This window comes from Brachyspira pilosicoli (assembly GCF_036997485.1).
Taxonomy (GTDB): Bacteria; Spirochaetota; Brachyspiria; order Brachyspirales; family Brachyspiraceae; genus Brachyspira; species Brachyspira pilosicoli_C.
The window spans coordinates 1-19,230 of sequence record NZ_JAWLPU010000001.1 but is presented as its reverse complement, the minus strand read 5'-3'; the positions used below and the strand labels follow the sequence as shown (position 1 = coordinate 19,230).

General features: G+C 29.4%; 14 protein-coding genes. 12 read left to right on the top strand and 2 right to left on the bottom strand.

Features of this window, described 5'->3' with window-relative positions; genetic code table 11:
• Positions 1 to 81: 81 nt before the first annotated feature.
• From grdC to R4I97_RS00055, 4 genes are all read left to right on the top strand, one after another.
• Positions 82 to 1,668 carry a glycine/sarcosine/betaine reductase complex component C subunit beta gene (gene grdC / locus R4I97_RS00070; protein WP_335783133.1) on the top strand — a complete coding sequence of 529 codons (1,587 nt, stop codon included), beginning with the start codon at positions 82 to 84 and terminating at the stop codon, positions 1,666 to 1,668.
• Between the two features lie 11 nt (positions 1,669 to 1,679).
• Positions 1,680 to 2,855 carry a glycine/sarcosine/betaine reductase complex component C subunit alpha gene (gene grdD, locus R4I97_RS00065; RefSeq protein WP_335783132.1) on the top strand — a complete coding sequence of 392 codons (1,176 nt, stop codon included), beginning with the start codon at positions 1,680 to 1,682 and terminating at the stop codon, positions 2,853 to 2,855.
• A gap of 142 nt (positions 2,856 to 2,997) precedes the next feature.
• A complete protein-coding gene (locus tag R4I97_RS00060) occupies positions 2,998 to 4,398 on the top strand; it encodes a sodium:alanine symporter family protein (RefSeq protein ID WP_335783131.1) in 1,401 nt (466 codons plus the stop codon).
• 225 nt (positions 4,399 to 4,623) lie between these two features.
• Positions 4,624 to 5,124 (top strand): type 1 glutamine amidotransferase domain-containing protein, encoded by a 501-nt coding sequence (locus tag R4I97_RS00055; protein ID WP_335783130.1) that lies wholly within the window; start codon positions 4,624 to 4,626, stop codon positions 5,122 to 5,124.
• A 366-nt stretch (positions 5,125 to 5,490) separates the two neighbouring features.
• Here the strand turns inward: R4I97_RS00055 and purD are convergent, their stop codons facing one another.
• Together purD and uvrC are read right to left on the bottom strand one after the other, a co-directional pair.
• On the bottom strand, positions 5,491 to 6,747 hold the full coding sequence (purD, locus tag R4I97_RS00050; protein WP_335783129.1) for a phosphoribosylamine--glycine ligase: 1,257 nt from the start codon (positions 6,745 to 6,747) through the stop codon (positions 5,491 to 5,493).
• A 218-nt stretch (positions 6,748 to 6,965) separates the two neighbouring features.
• Positions 6,966 to 8,798 carry an excinuclease ABC subunit UvrC gene (uvrC, locus tag R4I97_RS00045; protein ID WP_335783128.1) on the bottom strand — a complete coding sequence of 611 codons (1,833 nt, stop codon included), beginning with the start codon at positions 8,796 to 8,798 and terminating at the stop codon, positions 6,966 to 6,968.
• Positions 8,799 to 9,352: 554 nt separating this feature from the next.
• Between uvrC and R4I97_RS00040 the strand changes: the two genes are divergently transcribed.
• From R4I97_RS00040 to R4I97_RS00005, 8 genes are all read left to right on the top strand, one after another.
• Positions 9,353 to 10,396: an alcohol dehydrogenase gene (locus R4I97_RS00040; protein WP_335783127.1), complete on the top strand. Its 1,044-nt coding sequence runs from the start codon at positions 9,353 to 9,355 to the stop codon at positions 10,394 to 10,396.
• 109 nt (positions 10,397 to 10,505) lie between these two features.
• Complete coding sequence (gene gyrB, locus R4I97_RS00035; protein WP_335762887.1) at positions 10,506 to 12,419, top strand: DNA topoisomerase (ATP-hydrolyzing) subunit B; 1,914 nt, start codon at positions 10,506 to 10,508, stop codon at positions 12,417 to 12,419.
• Between the two features lie 411 nt (positions 12,420 to 12,830).
• A complete protein-coding gene (locus tag R4I97_RS00030; protein ID WP_335783126.1) occupies positions 12,831 to 13,793 on the top strand; it encodes an NAD(P)-binding domain-containing protein in 963 nt (320 codons plus the stop codon).
• A gap of 26 nt (positions 13,794 to 13,819) precedes the next feature.
• Positions 13,820 to 14,122 carry a PTS sugar transporter subunit IIB gene (locus R4I97_RS00025; protein ID WP_335783125.1) on the top strand — a complete coding sequence of 101 codons (303 nt, stop codon included), beginning with the start codon at positions 13,820 to 13,822 and terminating at the stop codon, positions 14,120 to 14,122.
• Between the two features lie 237 nt (positions 14,123 to 14,359).
• A complete protein-coding gene (locus R4I97_RS00020) occupies positions 14,360 to 17,179 on the top strand; it encodes an Eco57I restriction-modification methylase domain-containing protein (protein WP_335783124.1) in 2,820 nt (939 codons plus the stop codon).
• Between the two features lie 598 nt (positions 17,180 to 17,777).
• Positions 17,778 to 17,966, top strand: coding sequence for a hypothetical protein (locus tag R4I97_RS00015; RefSeq protein ID WP_335783123.1), 189 nt, complete (start codon positions 17,778 to 17,780; stop codon positions 17,964 to 17,966).
• Positions 17,963 to 18,127, top strand: coding sequence for a hypothetical protein (locus tag R4I97_RS00010; protein ID WP_335783122.1), 165 nt, complete (start codon positions 17,963 to 17,965; stop codon positions 18,125 to 18,127). The genes R4I97_RS00015 and R4I97_RS00010 overlap by 4 nt, the downstream gene beginning before the upstream one ends.
• Before the next feature lie 83 nt (positions 18,128 to 18,210).
• On the top strand, positions 18,211 to 19,023 hold the full coding sequence (locus R4I97_RS00005; protein ID WP_335783121.1) for a hypothetical protein: 813 nt from the start codon (positions 18,211 to 18,213) through the stop codon (positions 19,021 to 19,023).
• Positions 19,024 to 19,230: the final 207 nt, after the last annotated feature.

Below are 19,230 nucleotides of genomic sequence, written 5' to 3'. Positions count from 1 at the left end.
TAAAAAAGGGGAGTACAAATATTTAATAATACTTGTATGTCCCCTTATTTTAATTAATATAAATATTTTGGAGAATAAAAGATGAGTTTTGCTGTATTAAAAGCTGCTGCTTATAGCTTAGTACATGCACCTGATATGGTTATTAATAATGGTACTACGCAAACAGTTGAAAGGGAAGTTAATCCTAATTCTGATTATTTAAAAAATATTAAAAAACATCTTAGAGCTTTTGAAGATGTTGTAAATTATGCACCTAACCAAACTTATATTGGTAATCTTCACCCTGAAGAGTTAAAAAAGCTTGCTAGTCAAGTTTCTGAAGAGGTAAAAAAAGCTGGCGGAAGCTGGATTGGGGTTCCTTGTAAAGGTGATAGAAATGGAAAGTTTGGTGAGATTTTTGCTGAAGATGAATTCATTTTTATGATGAAAATTTCTGACACTTTTGAGTTGGTATATTTAGAAGCAGAGTTTGAGAAAAAAATGAGAGATGCTTATGTTGCTGTAGAATCTAAATACAAATCAGAAGAAGAAATTAAAAAAGATTTAGCTCAAGTAAAATGCGAAACAAAAATTGAAGATATAGAAAAACTAATAAAAGAAGAACATGCTGAAGGTTTATATTTCAATGAAAAATTAGTTGGTTGTGTAAAAAGAGCTCATGATGTTGATATTAACTTGAGTGCACATGTTATTTTTGAAAACTTAGCAGTTAAGGCTTCTGGTGTTATGGCTTTAAAAGAACTTATTAGAAAGAAAAATGTTGATCCAAGCAGTATTGATTTAGTTATTGAATGTTCTGAAGAAGCTTGCGGTGATATGAACCAAAGAGGCGGCGGTAACTTTGCTAAGAGTGTTGCAGAAATTGCTGGTATACCAAATGCTACTGGTTTTGATATTAGAGGATTCTGTGCTGCTCCTTCACATGCTTTAGTAACAGCTGCTTCATTAGTAAAAGCTGGTTCTTACAAAAATGTTGTAATAGTTGCTGGTGGTGCTACTGCTAAATTAGGTATGAATGGTAAAAGCCATGTAACTAAAAATCTTCCTATCATTGAAGATATATTAGGTGCTTTTGCTGTATTAATCAGTGAAAATGACGGAGTACATCCAATCATTAGAACTGATGTACTTGGAAGACACACTGTTGCTACAGGTTCTGCTCCTCAAGCTGTTATGACTTCTTTAATAGTAAATCCATTAGAAAAAGCAAATTTAAAAGTTACTGATATAGATAAATATACTGTTGAGATGCAAAACCCTGATGTAACTAAACCTGCTGGTGCTGGCGATGTACCTGAAGCTAACTACAAAATGATAGCTGCTATAGGTGTTAAGAAGGGTGATATTGATAGAAGTCAATTGGCAGAGTTTGTTGAAAAGCATGGTATGTCTGGTTGGGCTCCTACTCAAGGACATATTCCATCTGGTGTACCTTATTTGGGTTATGCTATTGAAGACATTATGGCTGGTAAAATTAACCGCATAATGCTTATAGGTAAAGGTTCACTTTTCTTGGGAAGAATGACTAATCTATTTGACGGTATATCTGTTATTATAGAAAAAAATAATGGTGATAAAGGCACTGGCGAAAATGTTTCTAAAGAAGAAGTTAATAAACTTATTGCTAATGCTATGAGAGATTTTGCTAAAAGCATGTTAGGTGAATAAGGAGGTATTAGATGAGTGATGCTTCTAATTCAGCTATAAAATCTATGATAGGGGAGACTTTCCTCTCTCTTGCTAATGCTTTAGAAACTGGTCAATTTGGTAAGAAGGTACGAGTTGGTATAACAAACAGAGGTTCTGAGCATGGTGCAGAAGCTGTATCTCTTGGCGGCGTAATAGCTATGAAGAGAAACAAAAATGTTGAAGTTGTTTTAATTGGTGAAAAGAACTCTACTGGTCTTCAAACAATAGAAACAGATTGCGATGAAAAAGCTCATAAGATAATGGAAGAGATGCTTGCTAAAGGAGAGTTGGATGCTTGTGTTACTATGCATTATCCTTTCCCGATAGGAGTGTCAACTGTTGGAAGAGTTATTTCTCAAGCTAATGGTAAAGAAACATATATTGCTACTACTACTGGTACTTCTGCTACTGTTAGAGATCAGGCTATGTTTAAAAATGCTATTTATGGTATTATAACAGCTAAAGCTTGCGGTATAAAAGAGCCTACTGTTGGTATTTTGAATATAGATTCTGCTCGTACTGTTGAGAGAGCTTTAAAAGAGCTTGCTTCTAATGGCTACAATATTAAATTCGGTTCTTCTAATCGTGCTGATGGCGGTGCTGTATTAAGAGGCAATGACCTTATTACTGGTGCTGTTGATGTTGTAGTTTGTGATTCTCTTACAGGAAACATTCTTATAAAAATGTTCTCATCTTTCAATAGCGGCGGAAGCTATGAGGCTATAGGATATGGTTATGGTCCTGGTATAGGATTTGGTTTCAAAACTCCTATATTCATTATTTCAAGGGCTTCTGGTTCTAATGTTATTGCTGGTGCTATTGAGTATGCTTATCAGTGTATTAGCGGCAATATAATAGATGTTATGAATAAAGAAGAAGAGGAAGTAAAAAAATATGGTTTTGATGCTATATTAGAAAGTTTAAAACCTAAGGCTAATGCTTCTTCTGGAAGTGAAAAAGCTAAACCTACTGTTGCTAAAGAAGTTGTAACTGCTCAAATTCCTGGAGTTGAGGTTATGGACTTAGATGCGGCTGTAGAGTTAGTTATGGAAAATGGTATATATGCTGAGTCTGGTATGGGTTGTACTGGACCTATCATATTAGTTAGTGATAAAAATAGAGAGAATGCTGAGAATATTTTGAGAAAAGGCGGATTTATATCTTAGGTTAAGATTATCTGTTATTAAGGCTAATTATAATTTTAGTAACTTTTTTACTAATTTTGCAAATTATGGAAATATTAGATATAAAAAATAATATCTAATGTTTCCATTTTTTATTAATATATTAAAATCATAGGAGTTTATTATGGATGTTGTTTCAAACATAGTAGCAAAGGTAAACAGTATTTTATGGGATTATCTGCTTATCATTATGCTATGCGGAAGTGGAATTTATTTCACTTTGAGGCTTAAATTTGTGCAGATAGCAAAGTTTAAAGATGGATGGGACAGAACTTTTGGAAGTCTTTCTTTAAGAGGTAAAGCTGCTGATAAAGAAGGCATGAGTTCTTTTCAATCTCTTGCAACTGCTATTGCTGCTCAGGTTGGTACTGGTAATTTGGCTGGTGCTGCTACTGCTTTAATTGCTGGAGGTCCAGGAGCAATATTTTGGATGTGGGTATCTGCTTTCTTTGGTATGGCAACAATCTTTGTTGAAGCTTCTTTAGGTCAAAAATATAAGACTACTACCGAAGACGGTCATGTTATAGGGGGGCCTGCATATTATATACGTGCTGCTTATCAAGGTGTTTTTGGTAAATTTTTAGCTGCTTTATTTGCTATATTTATCATATTAGCTTTAGGTTTTATGGGTAATATGGTTCAATCTAACTCTATATCCGGTGCTTTTGTTAATGCTTTCCCTCAAATTAAACCTATATATATTGGTATTATATGTGCTATAATATCTGCTTTTATTTTTATTGGTGGTTTAAAAAGAATAGCTTCATTTACAGAAAAAGTAGTGCCTATAATGGCTTTATTATACATCATTGGTTCTGTAATCATTATAATAATGAATATTAAAAATCTTCCTAGTTCTATAGCTTTAATATTTACTGCAGCTTTTAATCCTCAAGCTGTTATAGGAGGCGGATTAGGTATAGGTATACAGCAGGCTATGCGTTTTGGTGTTGCGCGCGGTTTATTCTCTAACGAAGCTGGTATGGGTTCTACTCCTCATGCTCATGCCTTAGCCAAAGTTAAACATCCTTGCGAACAAGGTGTTGTTGCTATGATAGGGGTATTCTTCGATACTTTTGTGGTTGTTACTTTAACTGCTTTAGTTATTTTAACTTCTGATATATTGCAAACTAAAATATATCCTTTAGCTTCTGCTTCTCAAATACCTGAAATATTAAAAGGTGTTGGTTTGCCTCAAGAAGCTTTTAGAATGGGTTTTGGTTATTTTGGTGTTGTATTTGTTGCTGTATGTTTATTCTTTTTTGCTTTTACCACTATAGTAGGTTGGTATTTCTTTGGAGAGCAAAATATTAAATATTTATTTGGAGTAAAAGCTGCTAAAGTTTATGCTGTTTTAGTTGTTGGTTTTGTACTTTTGGGTTCTGCTTTAAAAGTTGATTTAGTATGGTCTTTAGCTGATACTTTCAATGGTTTGATGGTTATACCAAACCTTTTGGGTCTTTTAGCATTAGGCGGCGTTGCTTCTGCTTTATTTAAAGAATATAATAATATGAATAAAAAATAATAATAAACATAATTTTTGATTTTTTATTAATAAAATGTCTGGTAGGTTTTTGCCTGCTGGACATTTTTCTTATAAAGTGGTATTTTTAATTATACAAAAAATTTAAGTCCACATAATAATTTTTTTAAAGTTATATTCTATTTTTTAATAAAATTTATTGCTGGCAATAATAAAAAAATATTATATTATAATATATGAAAATTATTATATAAAGGAAGCATAGAAATGAAAGCATTAATTATTACTGATAATTTTTTTGAAGATTCAGAATTATTTTACCCTTATTTTAGACTATTAGAAGAGGGCATTGAAGTTGATATAGCAGCTCTAAACAAAGGTGAAATTAAAGGAGAATATTTTTTCAAAGTTGAAGCAAAATTAGATTTCTCAGAAGTAAACCCTTCAAACTATAAAGCATTAATAATACCCGGAGGAAGAGCTCCTGAAGCTATAAGAGGAAATGAAAATGTTAAAAAAATAATAAAATATTTTGCGGATAATAATCTCACTATAGGAGCTATTTGCCATGGACAGCAAACTTTAATATCAGCAAAAGTTTTAGAAGGAAAAGATGCTACTTGCTATATAGGCATAAGAGATGATTTAATGAATGCTAAAGCTAATTATAAAGATGAAAAAGTAGTAGTATGCGGAAATATTGTTACTTCAAGATGTCCTGATGATTTACCATATTTCACTAAAGAGATAATCAAGAAACTAAAATAATATATAAGCATATTAAAAAACTCATACTTAAACTTCATCATTGCATTTATATGTTTTAGCAATTTTTAGCATTAGATTGAATTCATTAACGTAATTTGTAAATTCAATGTTTTTACTCTTTAAATACTTTTTTGATAATTAACAATTCAAACAAGATGATTTCACCATACAAGAATGCAAGAATTAAGTATATCTCTATAAGACTTTACACTAAGACAGTATTAATTTTTGTAATTTTTATTATCTTATATTATTTTTTTAGAAACATTTTATTTATGATACAAAAATTATAATATAAAAAAATGCTTATTTAATAATATAAACTATTAAACAAGCATTTATTGTATAATTTTTTATTATGTGATTTTACTGCTTAATTAAACCAATATCTTTTCTAAAATATTTGTCTTTAAAATCTATCTTTTCAATATCGTTATATGTAAGTTTTCTTGCCTCTTCCAAACTGCCTGCAATATTTACAACATTCAAAACCCTTCCTCCGCTTGTAATAATATCTTTATTTTCATTGAGCTTTGCACCAGCGATAAAATATTTACCGTTTATATTGTTTATGCCAGTAATTTTATAACTCTTGTTATAACTCGAAGGATAGCCTCCAGAAGCCATAACCACACAGCAAGCATGTTTATCTTTCCATTTTATTTCTACATCTTTTAATTTCTTATCCATAGCACTTTCTATTAAAGATAAATAATCACTCTCCATTAGCATAAGTACAGCCTGTGTCTCAGGGTCTCCCATTCTCACATTATACTCAAGCAAATATACTCCATTTTTTGTAATCATAAGCCCAAAAAATATTATACCAGCAAAACTTATATTTTCTTTTTTCATTCCTTCGAGAGTAGGGGTTAGTATATCTTTTATAAATAAGCTTTCTGCCTCTTTTGTATAATAAGGGTTTGGCGATATTACTCCCATTCCTCCTGTGTTTAATCCTTCATCATTATCTAACGCTTTTTTATGGTCTTTTGCAGATATAAAGGGTATTATAGTTTCTCCGTCTGTTATAGATAAAATAGAAGCCTCATAACCTTCCAAAAACTCTTCTATTACTATCTCATTACAAGCATCCCCGAATACTTTTTTTATCATCATATCTTTTAAAGCATTATTAGCTTCGTTAATGTCTTTACATATAATTACTCCCTTACCCAAAGCAAGCCCGCTCGCCTTTATAACAAGAGGATAATTTATATTATTTAAATATTCTTTTGCATTATTGTAGTCATTAAATGTTTTATATTCTGCCGTTTTAATACCATACTTTTTCATAAACTCTTTAGCATAAGCTTTGGAGCCTTCAAGCATAGCACCTTTTTTATTCGGTCCAAATATTTTTAAGTTGTTCTTTTCAAATATATCTACTATACCGGCAACAAGTAGTTCCTCACTTCCTACTATAGTTAAATCAATATTTTTATCTTTTGCAAAATTAACAAACTCTTCAATTCCATTTAATTTTATATTCTCACATTTATTTTCATAAAAAGTTCCGGCATTCCCGTCAGAGCAATATATCTTTTTTACTTTTTCATTCTTTGATAAACTAAAAGCTATAGCATGTTCTCTTCCGCCAGATCCTATAATTAGTATTTTCATTATATAAACCTTTTATATATTTTTTTATATTATAAATTAATAATTATATTTAGTCTATACTAAAAAAAATAACTTTATTAAAAAAGTTTTTATATATTTTATATATTTAAAACTGCTATTAAAAATAGTATCCATATATTTTAGCTATGATTTTTTATTTAATTAATAGAGATATAATAATTAATAATTTTATTAAATAAATGATTAAGCGAGTTATTTTATTTGTGGAAATAGTTATAAATATTATTTGCCACCTTATAACTTATTCCCGGTATATTGGCTATATTATCTAATGAAGCATTTTTTATATTGTCTATATTGATAAAATGGGAATAAAGTTTTTCTATGCCCTTTTTACCCAAACCTTCTATTTTTTCAAGTTCGCTTTTTACCATCTCTCTGCTTCTCTTTTTTCCATGACTAGTATTAACCCATCTATGCGTTTCATCTCTCACCTTTTGTAAAAACAACCTTGCAGGCTCATTATCATTTAATTGAACAGGGGTTTCTCTATTTGGTAAATATATCTCTTCAAACTTTTTAGCAAGTGCCATTATAGGCTGATTTTTTATGTCTAATTCTTTTAAAGCTTCTATTGCAGAATTAAGCTGACCTCTTCCTCCATCTATAAGTATTAAATCTGGAAATGTAGAGTTCTCTTCTTTAAGCCTTTTGTATCTTCTATATACTGCCTCTTTTATAGAAGCAAAGTCATCTATGCCTGTAACAGTTTTCATATTAAATATTCTATAGTTTTTATTGTCAGAAACACCATTAACAAATCTCACCATTCCAGCCATAGTATAGCTTCCTTGAATATGTGCTATATCGAAAGATTCTATTATAGAAGGAGCTTTTTTAAGTTTAAATATTTCTTGAAGCCTTGTAATACCAATAGGCACTTCTCTAATCAATGCTCTCTCTTTAAATAAATGTCTTGCATTTTCGTTGGCTATGGATATTAATCCTTTCTTTGTGTTATCAAGTTTTATTTCAACATCTCTTCCAGATATCTCTTTTAAATAATCCTTTACAACATCAAAATCTTTAATTACAAAATCTGTAGCTATTGAAGCGGGTATTAAATTATTATGAGTATAATATTGAGTAATAAATGCAGAAATCACTTCACTATATCTTGATTTATTAGAATCCTCATCAATATTTTTGTCTTGCATAGCAAAAGTTTTTCTATCTACAAGCTTACCGCCTTTTACAGAAAGTACAACAATAGTGTAATCTCCATTTTGTCCATAAGCTCCTATAATATCTATATCATCACTCTCTGGTACATATATGCTCTGTTCAACTGTGATAGATTTAAGTAAGTCAATTTTATCTCTTAAATCTTTTGCCCTCTCAAACTCTAACTTCTCTGCAAATACAAACATATCCTGCTTCATTTTAGCAACAAGCTCATCAACATTCCCCTCAAGAAGCATAATAGCATTATCAATATCTTTATCATATTCTTTCTCGTCAATCAAATCAGCACAAGGAGCGGTGCATTTACCTATATGATAATAAAGGCAAGGTCTTATTTTACGTTTTAGAGGAAAATCATATTTGCACCTTCTAAGCTTAAAATTATCTATTATAAACTTTACTATTTTTTCTGCCCTCTCAGCAGCAACATAAGGTCCATAATATTTTTTATATTTTTTAGCATTTTCTTTGTCTATTACATTTCTTGCTTTTATCACTCTTGGAAAATGTTCGTTTGTAATTGCTATAAAAGGGAAAGATTTTTGGTCTTTAAGAAGTATATTATAATGAGGCTTATGCTTTCTTATCATCTCTGCTTCAAGAATTAATGCCTCTACTTCATTTTTTGTAACTATATAATCAATATCTCTAATATGTTCTACTAATGCAGTTGTTTTTGCATCTTTATTGTTCCCTATAAAATAGGAAGATACTCTTTTTTTTAATGATTTCGCTTTGCCTATATATATAATATTAGCGTCTTTATCTTTCATAAAGTATACGCCAGATTTTGTAGGCAGGCGTTTTAATTTTTCTGAAATATATTCTTTAACTTGATTATTCATAATTATAAGTTTTATAATTATATAAAAAATAAAAAGTTTGTCAAAAAATAAATGTTGATATATCTATACAATTATATTTATATTTTTTTATAATTTTTTTATAATTTTTTTATTCAACTTTTTTCCGCGTACGAGCTGTACCACCTTGCCGCACGGTAATGCTATGCTTTAATTATAACTTCTTAGTCGTGCGGGGAGTGCCTTTTAATGTACAATTAAATTATGAAATTTATAATAAAAATGCAGTTCTTCGCGAAGCGTATCTGAAGGATATAAGGTTCTTTTATACCAATACCGAGTAGGTGCCTTGCCGCAGGCACGCAGAGCGTCGGCAAAAGAACTGGGGGTGCGGGGACTAGTCCCCGCAAATAATAAAAAAAATAAAATTTTTTTAGTATCTATTAAACAACTATAATTTATGTTCTTATTTTTATTCAACTTTTTCCCGCCACAAAAAGTTGCAAAAAGTGCAAATGTTTTAGCTTAATATTTTTTACAAAATATAATTTTTTAGTATATACTTATTATAACTATTAAAAACTTTAGGAATAAAAATGAAAGCTTTAGTTTATATTGGAGATAAAAAAATAGAATTAAAGGAAATAGAAAATCCAAAGATTATAGACAGTAAAGACGCTATAGTAAAAGTACAATTATCAAGTATATGCACAAGCGACTTTCATATAATAAATGGTCAAGTACCGAGAGCAAATAAAAATATAGTGCTTGGGCATGAATTTGTGGGCGAAGTAGTAGAAGTTGGAAGCGATGTAAGAAAGTTAAAGAAAGGAGACAGAGTATCTGCCAACTGCATAACTTTTTGCGGAGAATGTTTTTATTGCAAAAATGGCTTTATAAACAACTGCGAAAAAGGAGGCTGGGAGATAGGCTGCCGCATTAATGGCTGTCAGGCTGAATATGTGAGAGTGCCTTTTGCTGATATGTCATTAAATATAATTCCTCAAAATGTTACATACAAAAATGCATTATTTGTAGGAGATATTTTGGCAAGCGGATATTTTGGTGCTGAGCTTTGCGATATAAAAAATAATGATACTGTTGCTGTAATAGGTGCTGGACCAGTGGGGCTTTGTGCTATGATGAGTGCGAGGGCTTTTGGAGCAAAAAAAATTATAGCAATAGATATAAATGAAGATAGATTAAACATCGCAAAAACAAACAATTTAGCAGACTTTTTTATTAATCCTAATAAAGTTAGCAATATAGAAGAATATATAAAAGATATAAATGCTGGAAAACTTTCTGACGGCACAATAGAGGCAGCAGGAGGAGAAAATACATTCGACTTAGCTTGGAGAATTGCAAGGCCTAATTCTGTTGTAGCATTAGTTGCAATGTATGAAAAGCCTCAGATACTTCCGTTAAATATAATGTATGGAAAAAACTTGATATTCAAAACAGGCGGTGTTGATGCTGTTCATAGTGATGAAATCTTACAGCTAATATCTCAAGGCAAGTTAAATACTGATTTTCTCATCACTCATACTATAAAACTAGATAATATATTAAGAGGCTATGAGATATTTGATAAAAAAGAGGATAATTGCATAAAAATTGCCGTTGAACCCATACACTAAATACTCAAATAATTAGAACTCTCTAACATTTCCTAATTGTAATTATATTAAAATAGGTGTATAATATATCAATTAAAATTTAATTAAGTATTGAAAAGGATATTATATAATGGCTACTGGAGAAAAGACATATAGTTCGAAAAATATTCAGGTGTTAGAAGGATTAGACCCTGTTAGAAAACGCCCAGGTATGTATATAGGTTCTACTGGTTCTCAAGGTTTGCATCATTTGGTATACGAGGTAGTTGACAATAGTATAGATGAAGCTATGGCAGGCTTCTGTAAAAATATAATAGTTACAATAAAAAAAGATAATATAATAGAAGTAGAAGATGATGGAAGAGGAATACCTGTTGATATGCATCCGAAGCTCAAAATATCTGCTTTAGAAGTTGTTATGACTAAACTTCATGCTGGTGGTAAATTTGACAATGAAACTTATAAAGTATCAGGCGGTTTGCATGGTGTTGGTGTATCTGTAGTTAATGCTTTAAGTACAGAGCTTATTGCTGAGGTAAGCAAAGACGGTAAACTCTACAGACAAGTATATCATAGAGGAATACCAGAAGAGCCTGTAAAAGAAGTAGGTAAATCAAATAAAACAGGAACAAAAGTAACATTTACTCCAGACCCTGAAATATTTGAAACAACTGTTTATGATTATAAAATACTTGCTAATAGATTAAGAGAATTAGCTTTCTTAAACAGAGGAATAAGAATAACACTCATAGATAAAAGAGAGTCAAAACCTGTAAGCAATGAGTTTTATTATGAGGGCGGTATAGAAATGTTTATCACCCACCTTAATGAAAACAAAAAAACATTGCATGATAAACCAATATATTTGCATAAAACAGAAGATAAAACAGATGTAGAAGTAGCAATGCAATATGTTGATGCCTATAATGAAAATATATTCACATACTGTAACAACATAAACACTACAGAAGGCGGTACGCATTTAGTAGGATTTAGAACAGCCTTAACAAGAGTTTATACAGATTTTGCTAAAAAGCTTGAATTAGACAAAAAGAATAAAATAACATTTATGGGCGAAGACACAAGAGAAGGTTTAGTTGCTGTAGTATCTGTAAAAATACCTAATCCTCAATTTGAAGGTCAAACAAAAACTAAATTGGGTAATACTGAAGTTCGTGCTGTTACAGAAAAACTTGTAGTTGAAGGTTTAAATGATTATTTCTCACAAAACCCAAAAGTAATAAAAGCAATACTTGAAAAAATAATATCAGCTGCAAATGCAAGAGAAGCTGCAAGAAGGGCAAGAGATTTAGCAAGAAGAAAAAATGCTTTAGAGAGCGATTCTTTGCCTGGCAAATTGGCTGACTGTTCTGAGCAAGAGGTTGATAAATGTGAAGTATATCTTGTAGAGGGAGACTCTGCAGGCGGTACTGCTAAAGGCGGAAGAGATAGACATTTCCAAGCTATATTACCGTTAAGAGGTAAGGTATTGAATGTTGAAAAAGCAAGACTCGATAAAATAATAGATACCGACAGCTTAAAACCAATAATAGCAGCATTAGGATGCGGAGTTGGTGCTTCTTTTGATATATCTAAAATAAGATATGGAAGAATCATTATAATGGCTGATGCTGATATTGACGGCTCACACATAAGAACTTTACTTTTAACTTTCTTCTTTAGATATATGCGTCCTTTAATAGATTTGGGACATATATTTATAGCTGTTCCTCCTCTATACAAAATTAGTTTTGATAAGAAAAATTTTGTTTATGCATATACTGATGAACAGAGAGATAAAATCTTAGAAGAAAATAAAGATAGAAAATACGACATACAAAGATATAAAGGTTTGGGTGAAATGAATGCTGACCAATTATGGGAAACTACTATGAACCCAGAAACAAGACTTATGTATCAGGTATTAACAGAAGATGCTGAAAAGGCAGACCAATTATTCTCTATGCTTATGGGTGATGAAGTTAAGCCGAGAAGAGAGTTTATTGAGGCCAATGCTAAATATGTTAAAAATCTAGATATATAATTTTATAACTAAATAACTTATATTTTGTAATTTGTTAAACTTTTACATAGTGTTATATATCTAAAAGTGATTTCTTAGCTCATAGTGTATACTTTGTAAAAGTTGTATTTTTATGACAGGTTTAGCAATATATAAATATTTTATCTTTATATATTTATAAGATTTATATAATATTATTATTTTAATTAAAAACACAGTCTTTTGTAAAGCATATTCAAAAAATATATATATTATTTTGTATAAATAAAATAGCTGTAGGGAAGTGATAATAATAGATATAAATAAAAAACTTTTTAATTTTTTAGTATATAAAACTGTTTGACTTTTCTAACATTTATTTTATAATATTTCATACTAATAATTGATTTTACATGTTAAAGATATATATATTTTATTTAAGGAGGTAAAATTATGGATAATATATATGATTTAATTATAGTAGGAGGCGGCCCGGGCGGAATTGCTGCTGCTGTTGAGGCTGCTATACTTCAAATGAAAAAAGTGCTTCTTATAGAAAAAGGTGATAATCACTCTACTACTATTAGAAAGTTTTATAAAGATGATAAAAGAGTAGACAAAGATTATAAAGGTGAAGCTTTAGATTTGAAAGGCAACATTAAATTTGAAACTGCAACTAAAGGAGATGTATTAGATTTATTTAGTGAATGTTTGTTTGGAAACTACATTGAAGCTATGTTTAATACTGAAGTTGAATCTATTAAAAAGAATGGTGAATATTTAGAAGTTAATACTGTTGATAATAAAACTTATACTGCTAAATATGTTGTAGCTTCTATTGGTAAGATGGGAAGACCTAATAGACCTGATTATAATATACCGCCTAGTTTGAACAACGTTGTAAACTTTAATATTTACAAATGCAAAGAAAACGAAAAAGTATTAGTAGTTGGCGGAGGAAACTCTGCTGTTGAGTATGCTTATCTTTTAGGTAAGGATAATGATGTTACAATCAATTACAGAAAGGCTGAATTTACAAGACCTAATGAAAAGAACTTAGAAACTATTAAAGAAGATATAGCGAGCGGTAAAGTAAAGCCAAGATTAGGTGTTGATATTAAATCTATAGAAGACAGTAATGGAAAAGTATTAGTTCATTATGCTGATGGTGCTGATGATACTTATGACAGAGTAATATATGCTTTAGGAGGAGTTGCTCCAATAGATTTCTTAAAGAGGTGTGATATAGAGTTAGATGAAAGCGGAGTGCCTATAGTTAATGATAAACATGAAAGCTCTGTTAAAAACTTATTTATAGCTGGAGATATATTATATAAATCTGGAGGTTCTATTGCTAAGGCTTTGAATGCTGGATTTGATATAGTTAAGTATGTAGATGAATTAATGAAAAAATAATTTTGTTAGAAGGAGTATAAATAAAAATGTTAAAAGTGCTTGCAATTTGTGCTAATGGTTCTGGAACTAGTTTAATGATGGTAGAAAAAATTAAAAGAGTTTTAGAAAGTTTTGATATAAAAGATGCTCAAATAGAACATTCTGATTTGCAAAACAATAAGATAGATGAATATAATTTAATATTTTGCCCTTTTGCTTTTTTAGAAAAAGTAAAAGAAGCTGTGAAAGATGATAGTAAAATTATAGGAATCAAAAATATATTGTCTGAAGAAGAGTTTAAAAGACAGATTATAGATTCAGGAAATTTGGAAGAATTAAAAAAATTATAATAATTTTTTATAGGTTTTAAAAAGCGAAAGGTTAGATAAAAATAATCTTTCGCTTTTTTTGTATACTCATTTATATTTGTTATTTTTTATCTTTTAAAATATTATATAAAAAATTCTCTCTTTCATTGAATAATTAAAAAAAATTACTTATACTATGTAAAAATAACAAAATTGTTTTTTACAATCAATATTTTTTTATTAATATTTTCTTATGTAAGTAATTGGGGGAGTATTTTTATGCATAGCAAAGATGAAGTTTATAAAAAAGTTGAAGAGCTTGTTATTAAGTTTAGAAATAACAGAGAACAATATACTAATAAAAATTATAATGAAACGGAAACTAGAAGGGATTTTTTGGATCCGTTCTTTGAGGCGTTCGGTTGGGATGTGTCTAACAGGGCGGGGAAATCGCAAACTTATCGTGATGTAATTCATGAGGATAAAGTTAAAGTTGGGAAAGAAACTAAAGCTCCTGATTATGCATTTCGTATTGGGGGGAATAGGGTTTTCTTTGTTGAGGCTAAAAAGCCAGGTGTTAATCTCAAAGAGGACAGTTTACCTGCTTTCCAGCTTAGGAGGTATGGTTGGAGTGCAAAGCTCGGGATTAGTTTCCTCACAGATTTTGAAGAACTTGCTATTTATGATTGCACCAGAAAACCTAATGTTAATGATAAGGCCTCTACTGCAAGAATTGAATATATTCATTTTGAGGATTATTTAAAAAAATTCGATTTTCTTTATGAGATACTTAACAAAGAAAAAATTGAACAGGGCTCCCTTGAAAAATATATTGCTGGTACTTCTAACAAAAAAGGTACTGAAAGCGTTGATATAGATTTTTTAATCACCCTTGACAATCTACGTACTAAACTCGCTTCTAATATATCTAAATTAAACAAAGATTTATCTGTACGTGATTTGAATTATGCAGTGCAGCAGATTATTGACAGAATTATATTTTTGAGGGCCGCTGAGGACAGAGGTATCGAAGAGTATGGCGATTTGAAAAAAACTTGTGAAAACAAAAATGACAATTTTTACAGCAATCTTTTAAGAGTTTTTGAACATGCTGACGGTAGGTATAATTCCGGGCTGTTTGATTTCTCTAAAGACAGTATTAGCAGCAGTATTGTGATTGATAATAAGGTGATAAAAGAGATTATTAATGAGCTTTATTATCCTTTGAGTCCTTATGAGTTTTCTGTGATATCGGTTGAGATAATAGGGAATGCTTATGAGCAGTTTCTCGGCAAAACTATCACTATAGGTAAGAACCATAGTGCAAAGATAGAATTAAAACCAGAGGTGCGTAAGGCAGGAGGGGTTTATTATACACCAGAGTATATAGTAGATTATATAGTAGCGAATACGGTTGGGGAGGCGATAAAGGGTAAGAAGCCAGAGGAGATAGCCAATATAAAGATATTGGACCCTGCTTGCGGTAGCGGCAGTTTTTTACTTGGGGCGTATAAATATTTACTTAATTATCATATAGAATATTACAACAAGATAAAGGACAGGGCGAAGTTTAAGGGGGTGAAAGAAGATGTAATAAAGGAGAATGGGGATTTAACAATTTGGATAAAGAAGCAGATATTACGCAACAACATATTTGGTGTGGACATAGACAGCAATGCGGTAGAGGTAACGAAATTATCGCTACTAATGAAATGTTTGGAGGGGGAGAGCCCAGCGTCAATACAGAACAATCAGGATTTATTTAATGAGCGGGCTTTACCGTCATTGGAGGACAACATCAAGTGCGGGAACAGTTTGATAGGCAATGATTTTTATGAAAGCCAGTCGATGCTTGATTTTGATGAGGAGACGCAATATAAAATAAATTGTTTTGATTGGGAAGACGAATTTAAAAATATTTTTAAAGGCGGCGGCTTTGATATAGTGATAGGCAATCCGCCGTATGTAAGTATCAGAACTGTAGATTTTAATAATTTATTTAAAGAATATTTTAAAAATAAATTTACTCTTGCAGTTGGTCAATATGATTTATATTCTTTATTTACAGAGTTATCATATAAATTATTAAATGAAAATGGTATATACAGTTTTATACTTCCTAAAAGATTAGCCACTAATGAAAACTTTAAAGAGTTAAGAAAATTTTATATAGATAATTTCCATATAACAGGATATATTGATGCTGAAAAACCTTTTTTAGGTGCTTCAGTAGAGGCTAATATAATAATATGTTCTAAATCAAATAAAAATTCAAAGGTAAAAGTAGGAATGTTTAAAAAAGGTATATATAATTATTTTCAGGATATAGACATAAAATTTGTAGATAATATGCCATTTAATTTATTCCCATTTTTATTAAAAGAAAATAATATTAATTTGATTAATAAAATAGAATTATCTAATTATTCAAAATTAGGCTCACATTGTGATATTATTAGAGGTTTTGAGTGCGGTTTTAATAATGAGAAGATTAATAAAGAAAAAAGTAAATATAAAATGATACGAGGTGAAAATATTAGTAGATATGTTATAACAGAGGGCGAATATTATGTGCATCCAGATTTTAAAAATGAATCAAAAATTTTTAAGAGAGAAGAGATATTTACTAAAGTGCCTAAAATGGTAACAAAATTTGTATCTAATAATATAGAATTTGCTTTAGATGAAGTAGGTTATTGTAATACTAATGTAGTTTATAATGTTCATATAATTGATGAAAGTAATATTAATTATTTGTTAGCGGTTTTAAATTCAAAAGTAGTAAATTTTTGGTTTAAAAATATCTATGTTAATGATGATACCTTATTTCCCCATATACAAAAAAATCAATTAGAATCAATACCTATACCATTATTAGATATGTCTAATACACAAGACAGGGAAATGCATGACAAAATCGTTACGCTTGTTGACAACATCATCACTTTAAACAAAAAGTTGTCCGCTGAGAAAAATCCTAATTCTATCACTATGATTAACAGGCAGATTAATGCAATAGATAGGCAAATAGATAGTTTAGTCTATAAAATTTATAATTTAGATGAAAGTGATATTAAGATTGTAGAGGGTGATAACTAAAAATGATAATTTTATAGTTTAGGTTTTGATAACTCGAATTATTTAAACAAGGGAGCTACTTCCCTTGTTTTTTTTATTTTTTCTAAAAAAAATTAATTTTTTATTTTACTTTTATTAATATTAATGGTTATATTTATTATAAGTTTCACTTATAATAAAGTTATAATAAATATATTTTACTTGTATTTTTTTAAAAATATGTTATAATATATTTATATTTGAAATAAAAAAGGAGTTTTATGAAGAAAAAAGTTAATTTTATGAAAAAAAATCCGAAAATATGGAGATTTAAACTTGCTATTTTTTAATAAGAATGTATAATGAAATGTAAAATAAAAAATTACGCACAATACGGTCGCCAAACTTTAATTGTGCGTAATAAAAGAAATTACCAATATTTTAAATTGGATATTATTTTCTCAAGGAGGAATTTATATGATTAAAATACCACCCTGATTTATATATATAATTATATATATAAATCATATATATGTCAATATGCAAGGTTAGTTTTTTTAGTATTTTATACATTTTGACTAAAAATTATACTAGTTAGTATAAAATGTATTATATAATTATGCTATATAAGGAGTTTAATATGGCAGAAAACAAAGCTAGAGATGATAAATTTATAGATAAAAAACAAAAACATGAGATTAAGTATGAGCAAGGTAAATATCCTAAAAAATATGCGGATATAGTAAAAAAAGAGATAGAAAAAGGAAATTACCAAACTCATACTCAACTCGAACAAAATTTAAAGAATAAAGGAATTAATAAAAAATGAATAAAAAATTTAATACAGGTCAAAAATGCGAAGTTAGTGGTCAGTATCAAGTTAATAGTAGTAATTTAGAAATTACGATGGTTAAAGATAAAAAATTTCCACCATCAAATGGAAAAAGTGCTAAATATACTTTGAAAGATATTACAAAACATAAAAAATAATATCTTCTCTTAATAGTCAAGCTCAGTTTCTGGGCTTGGCTATTTTTATTTATATAGTTAAAAATATTGTTAATGGAGATTAAATGGAAAATAAAGATTTAATTGCAAATTCATTATCTGAACAACTTAAAGAAGCAAATAAAACTTTACCAGATATTTCAAATTATTTTTTACAATCTGTCAATTCAGATTTATTAAAATCAGCTTCATGTTCAATTTCAAATGCTATTAGTAATGTTATGGAATTACATAAAAAAGAATATAAGAAGATTATGGGGGTTAATGTTATTAATAGTTTCCATGATGCTCTTAAACAATATGAAAAACTATATAAAAAAGAATATAAGAAGATTATGGGCTTTAATGTTATTAATAGTTTTCATGATGCTCTTAAACAATATGAAGAACTATCTAAAAATATTCCTGAATTAAATTACAAAAAAGTTTTTTCTGACTCCATTGATAAAGTATTTTTAAAGTTAGAAGAAGATGAAAATGTAAATTTAAAAGATATTGATAAAAATGAAATTGAAGAGTTCAAAAATGATTTATATGAAATAAATAAAGAAAATGTTGTATTACTTAATAGGCAACAAAAGTTATTTGATGTGTATAAAAAATGGGCTTATAAAAACCCTATCATAGCTGCAATATTAATTTTTCTTTTTACAACAATTGTTGGATTTTATTTAACTATTTTATTGCCCGTCAGAAAAAATGCTAATTCCAATTCTCAAATAATAAATCAAACTACTATTAATAATATAACTATTATAGATGAGGTTAAATATTATTATAAAGTACAAACTATAGATAATGAAGGTAATATTATTAATGGTTATGTTACTAAGAGAAAATACAATAAATTAAAATCAAATAAAACAGTAGAAAAATAAATGCAGTCTATTTCCGAAAACTTATGCTCCATAATATGCGATAATGAACCGCACACTGTTACATATTCTGTAGTTCAAAGCTATGACGTGCGGAAAGCCCCTACGGCGAGTAGCGGAGTGACCCCGACCAGAGGGAGGCCTTTAGGGCGACCGTAGGAAGTGCGTTAGCTAGGCGAGTAGCTTGAGACGATAAATTATTACTACTTT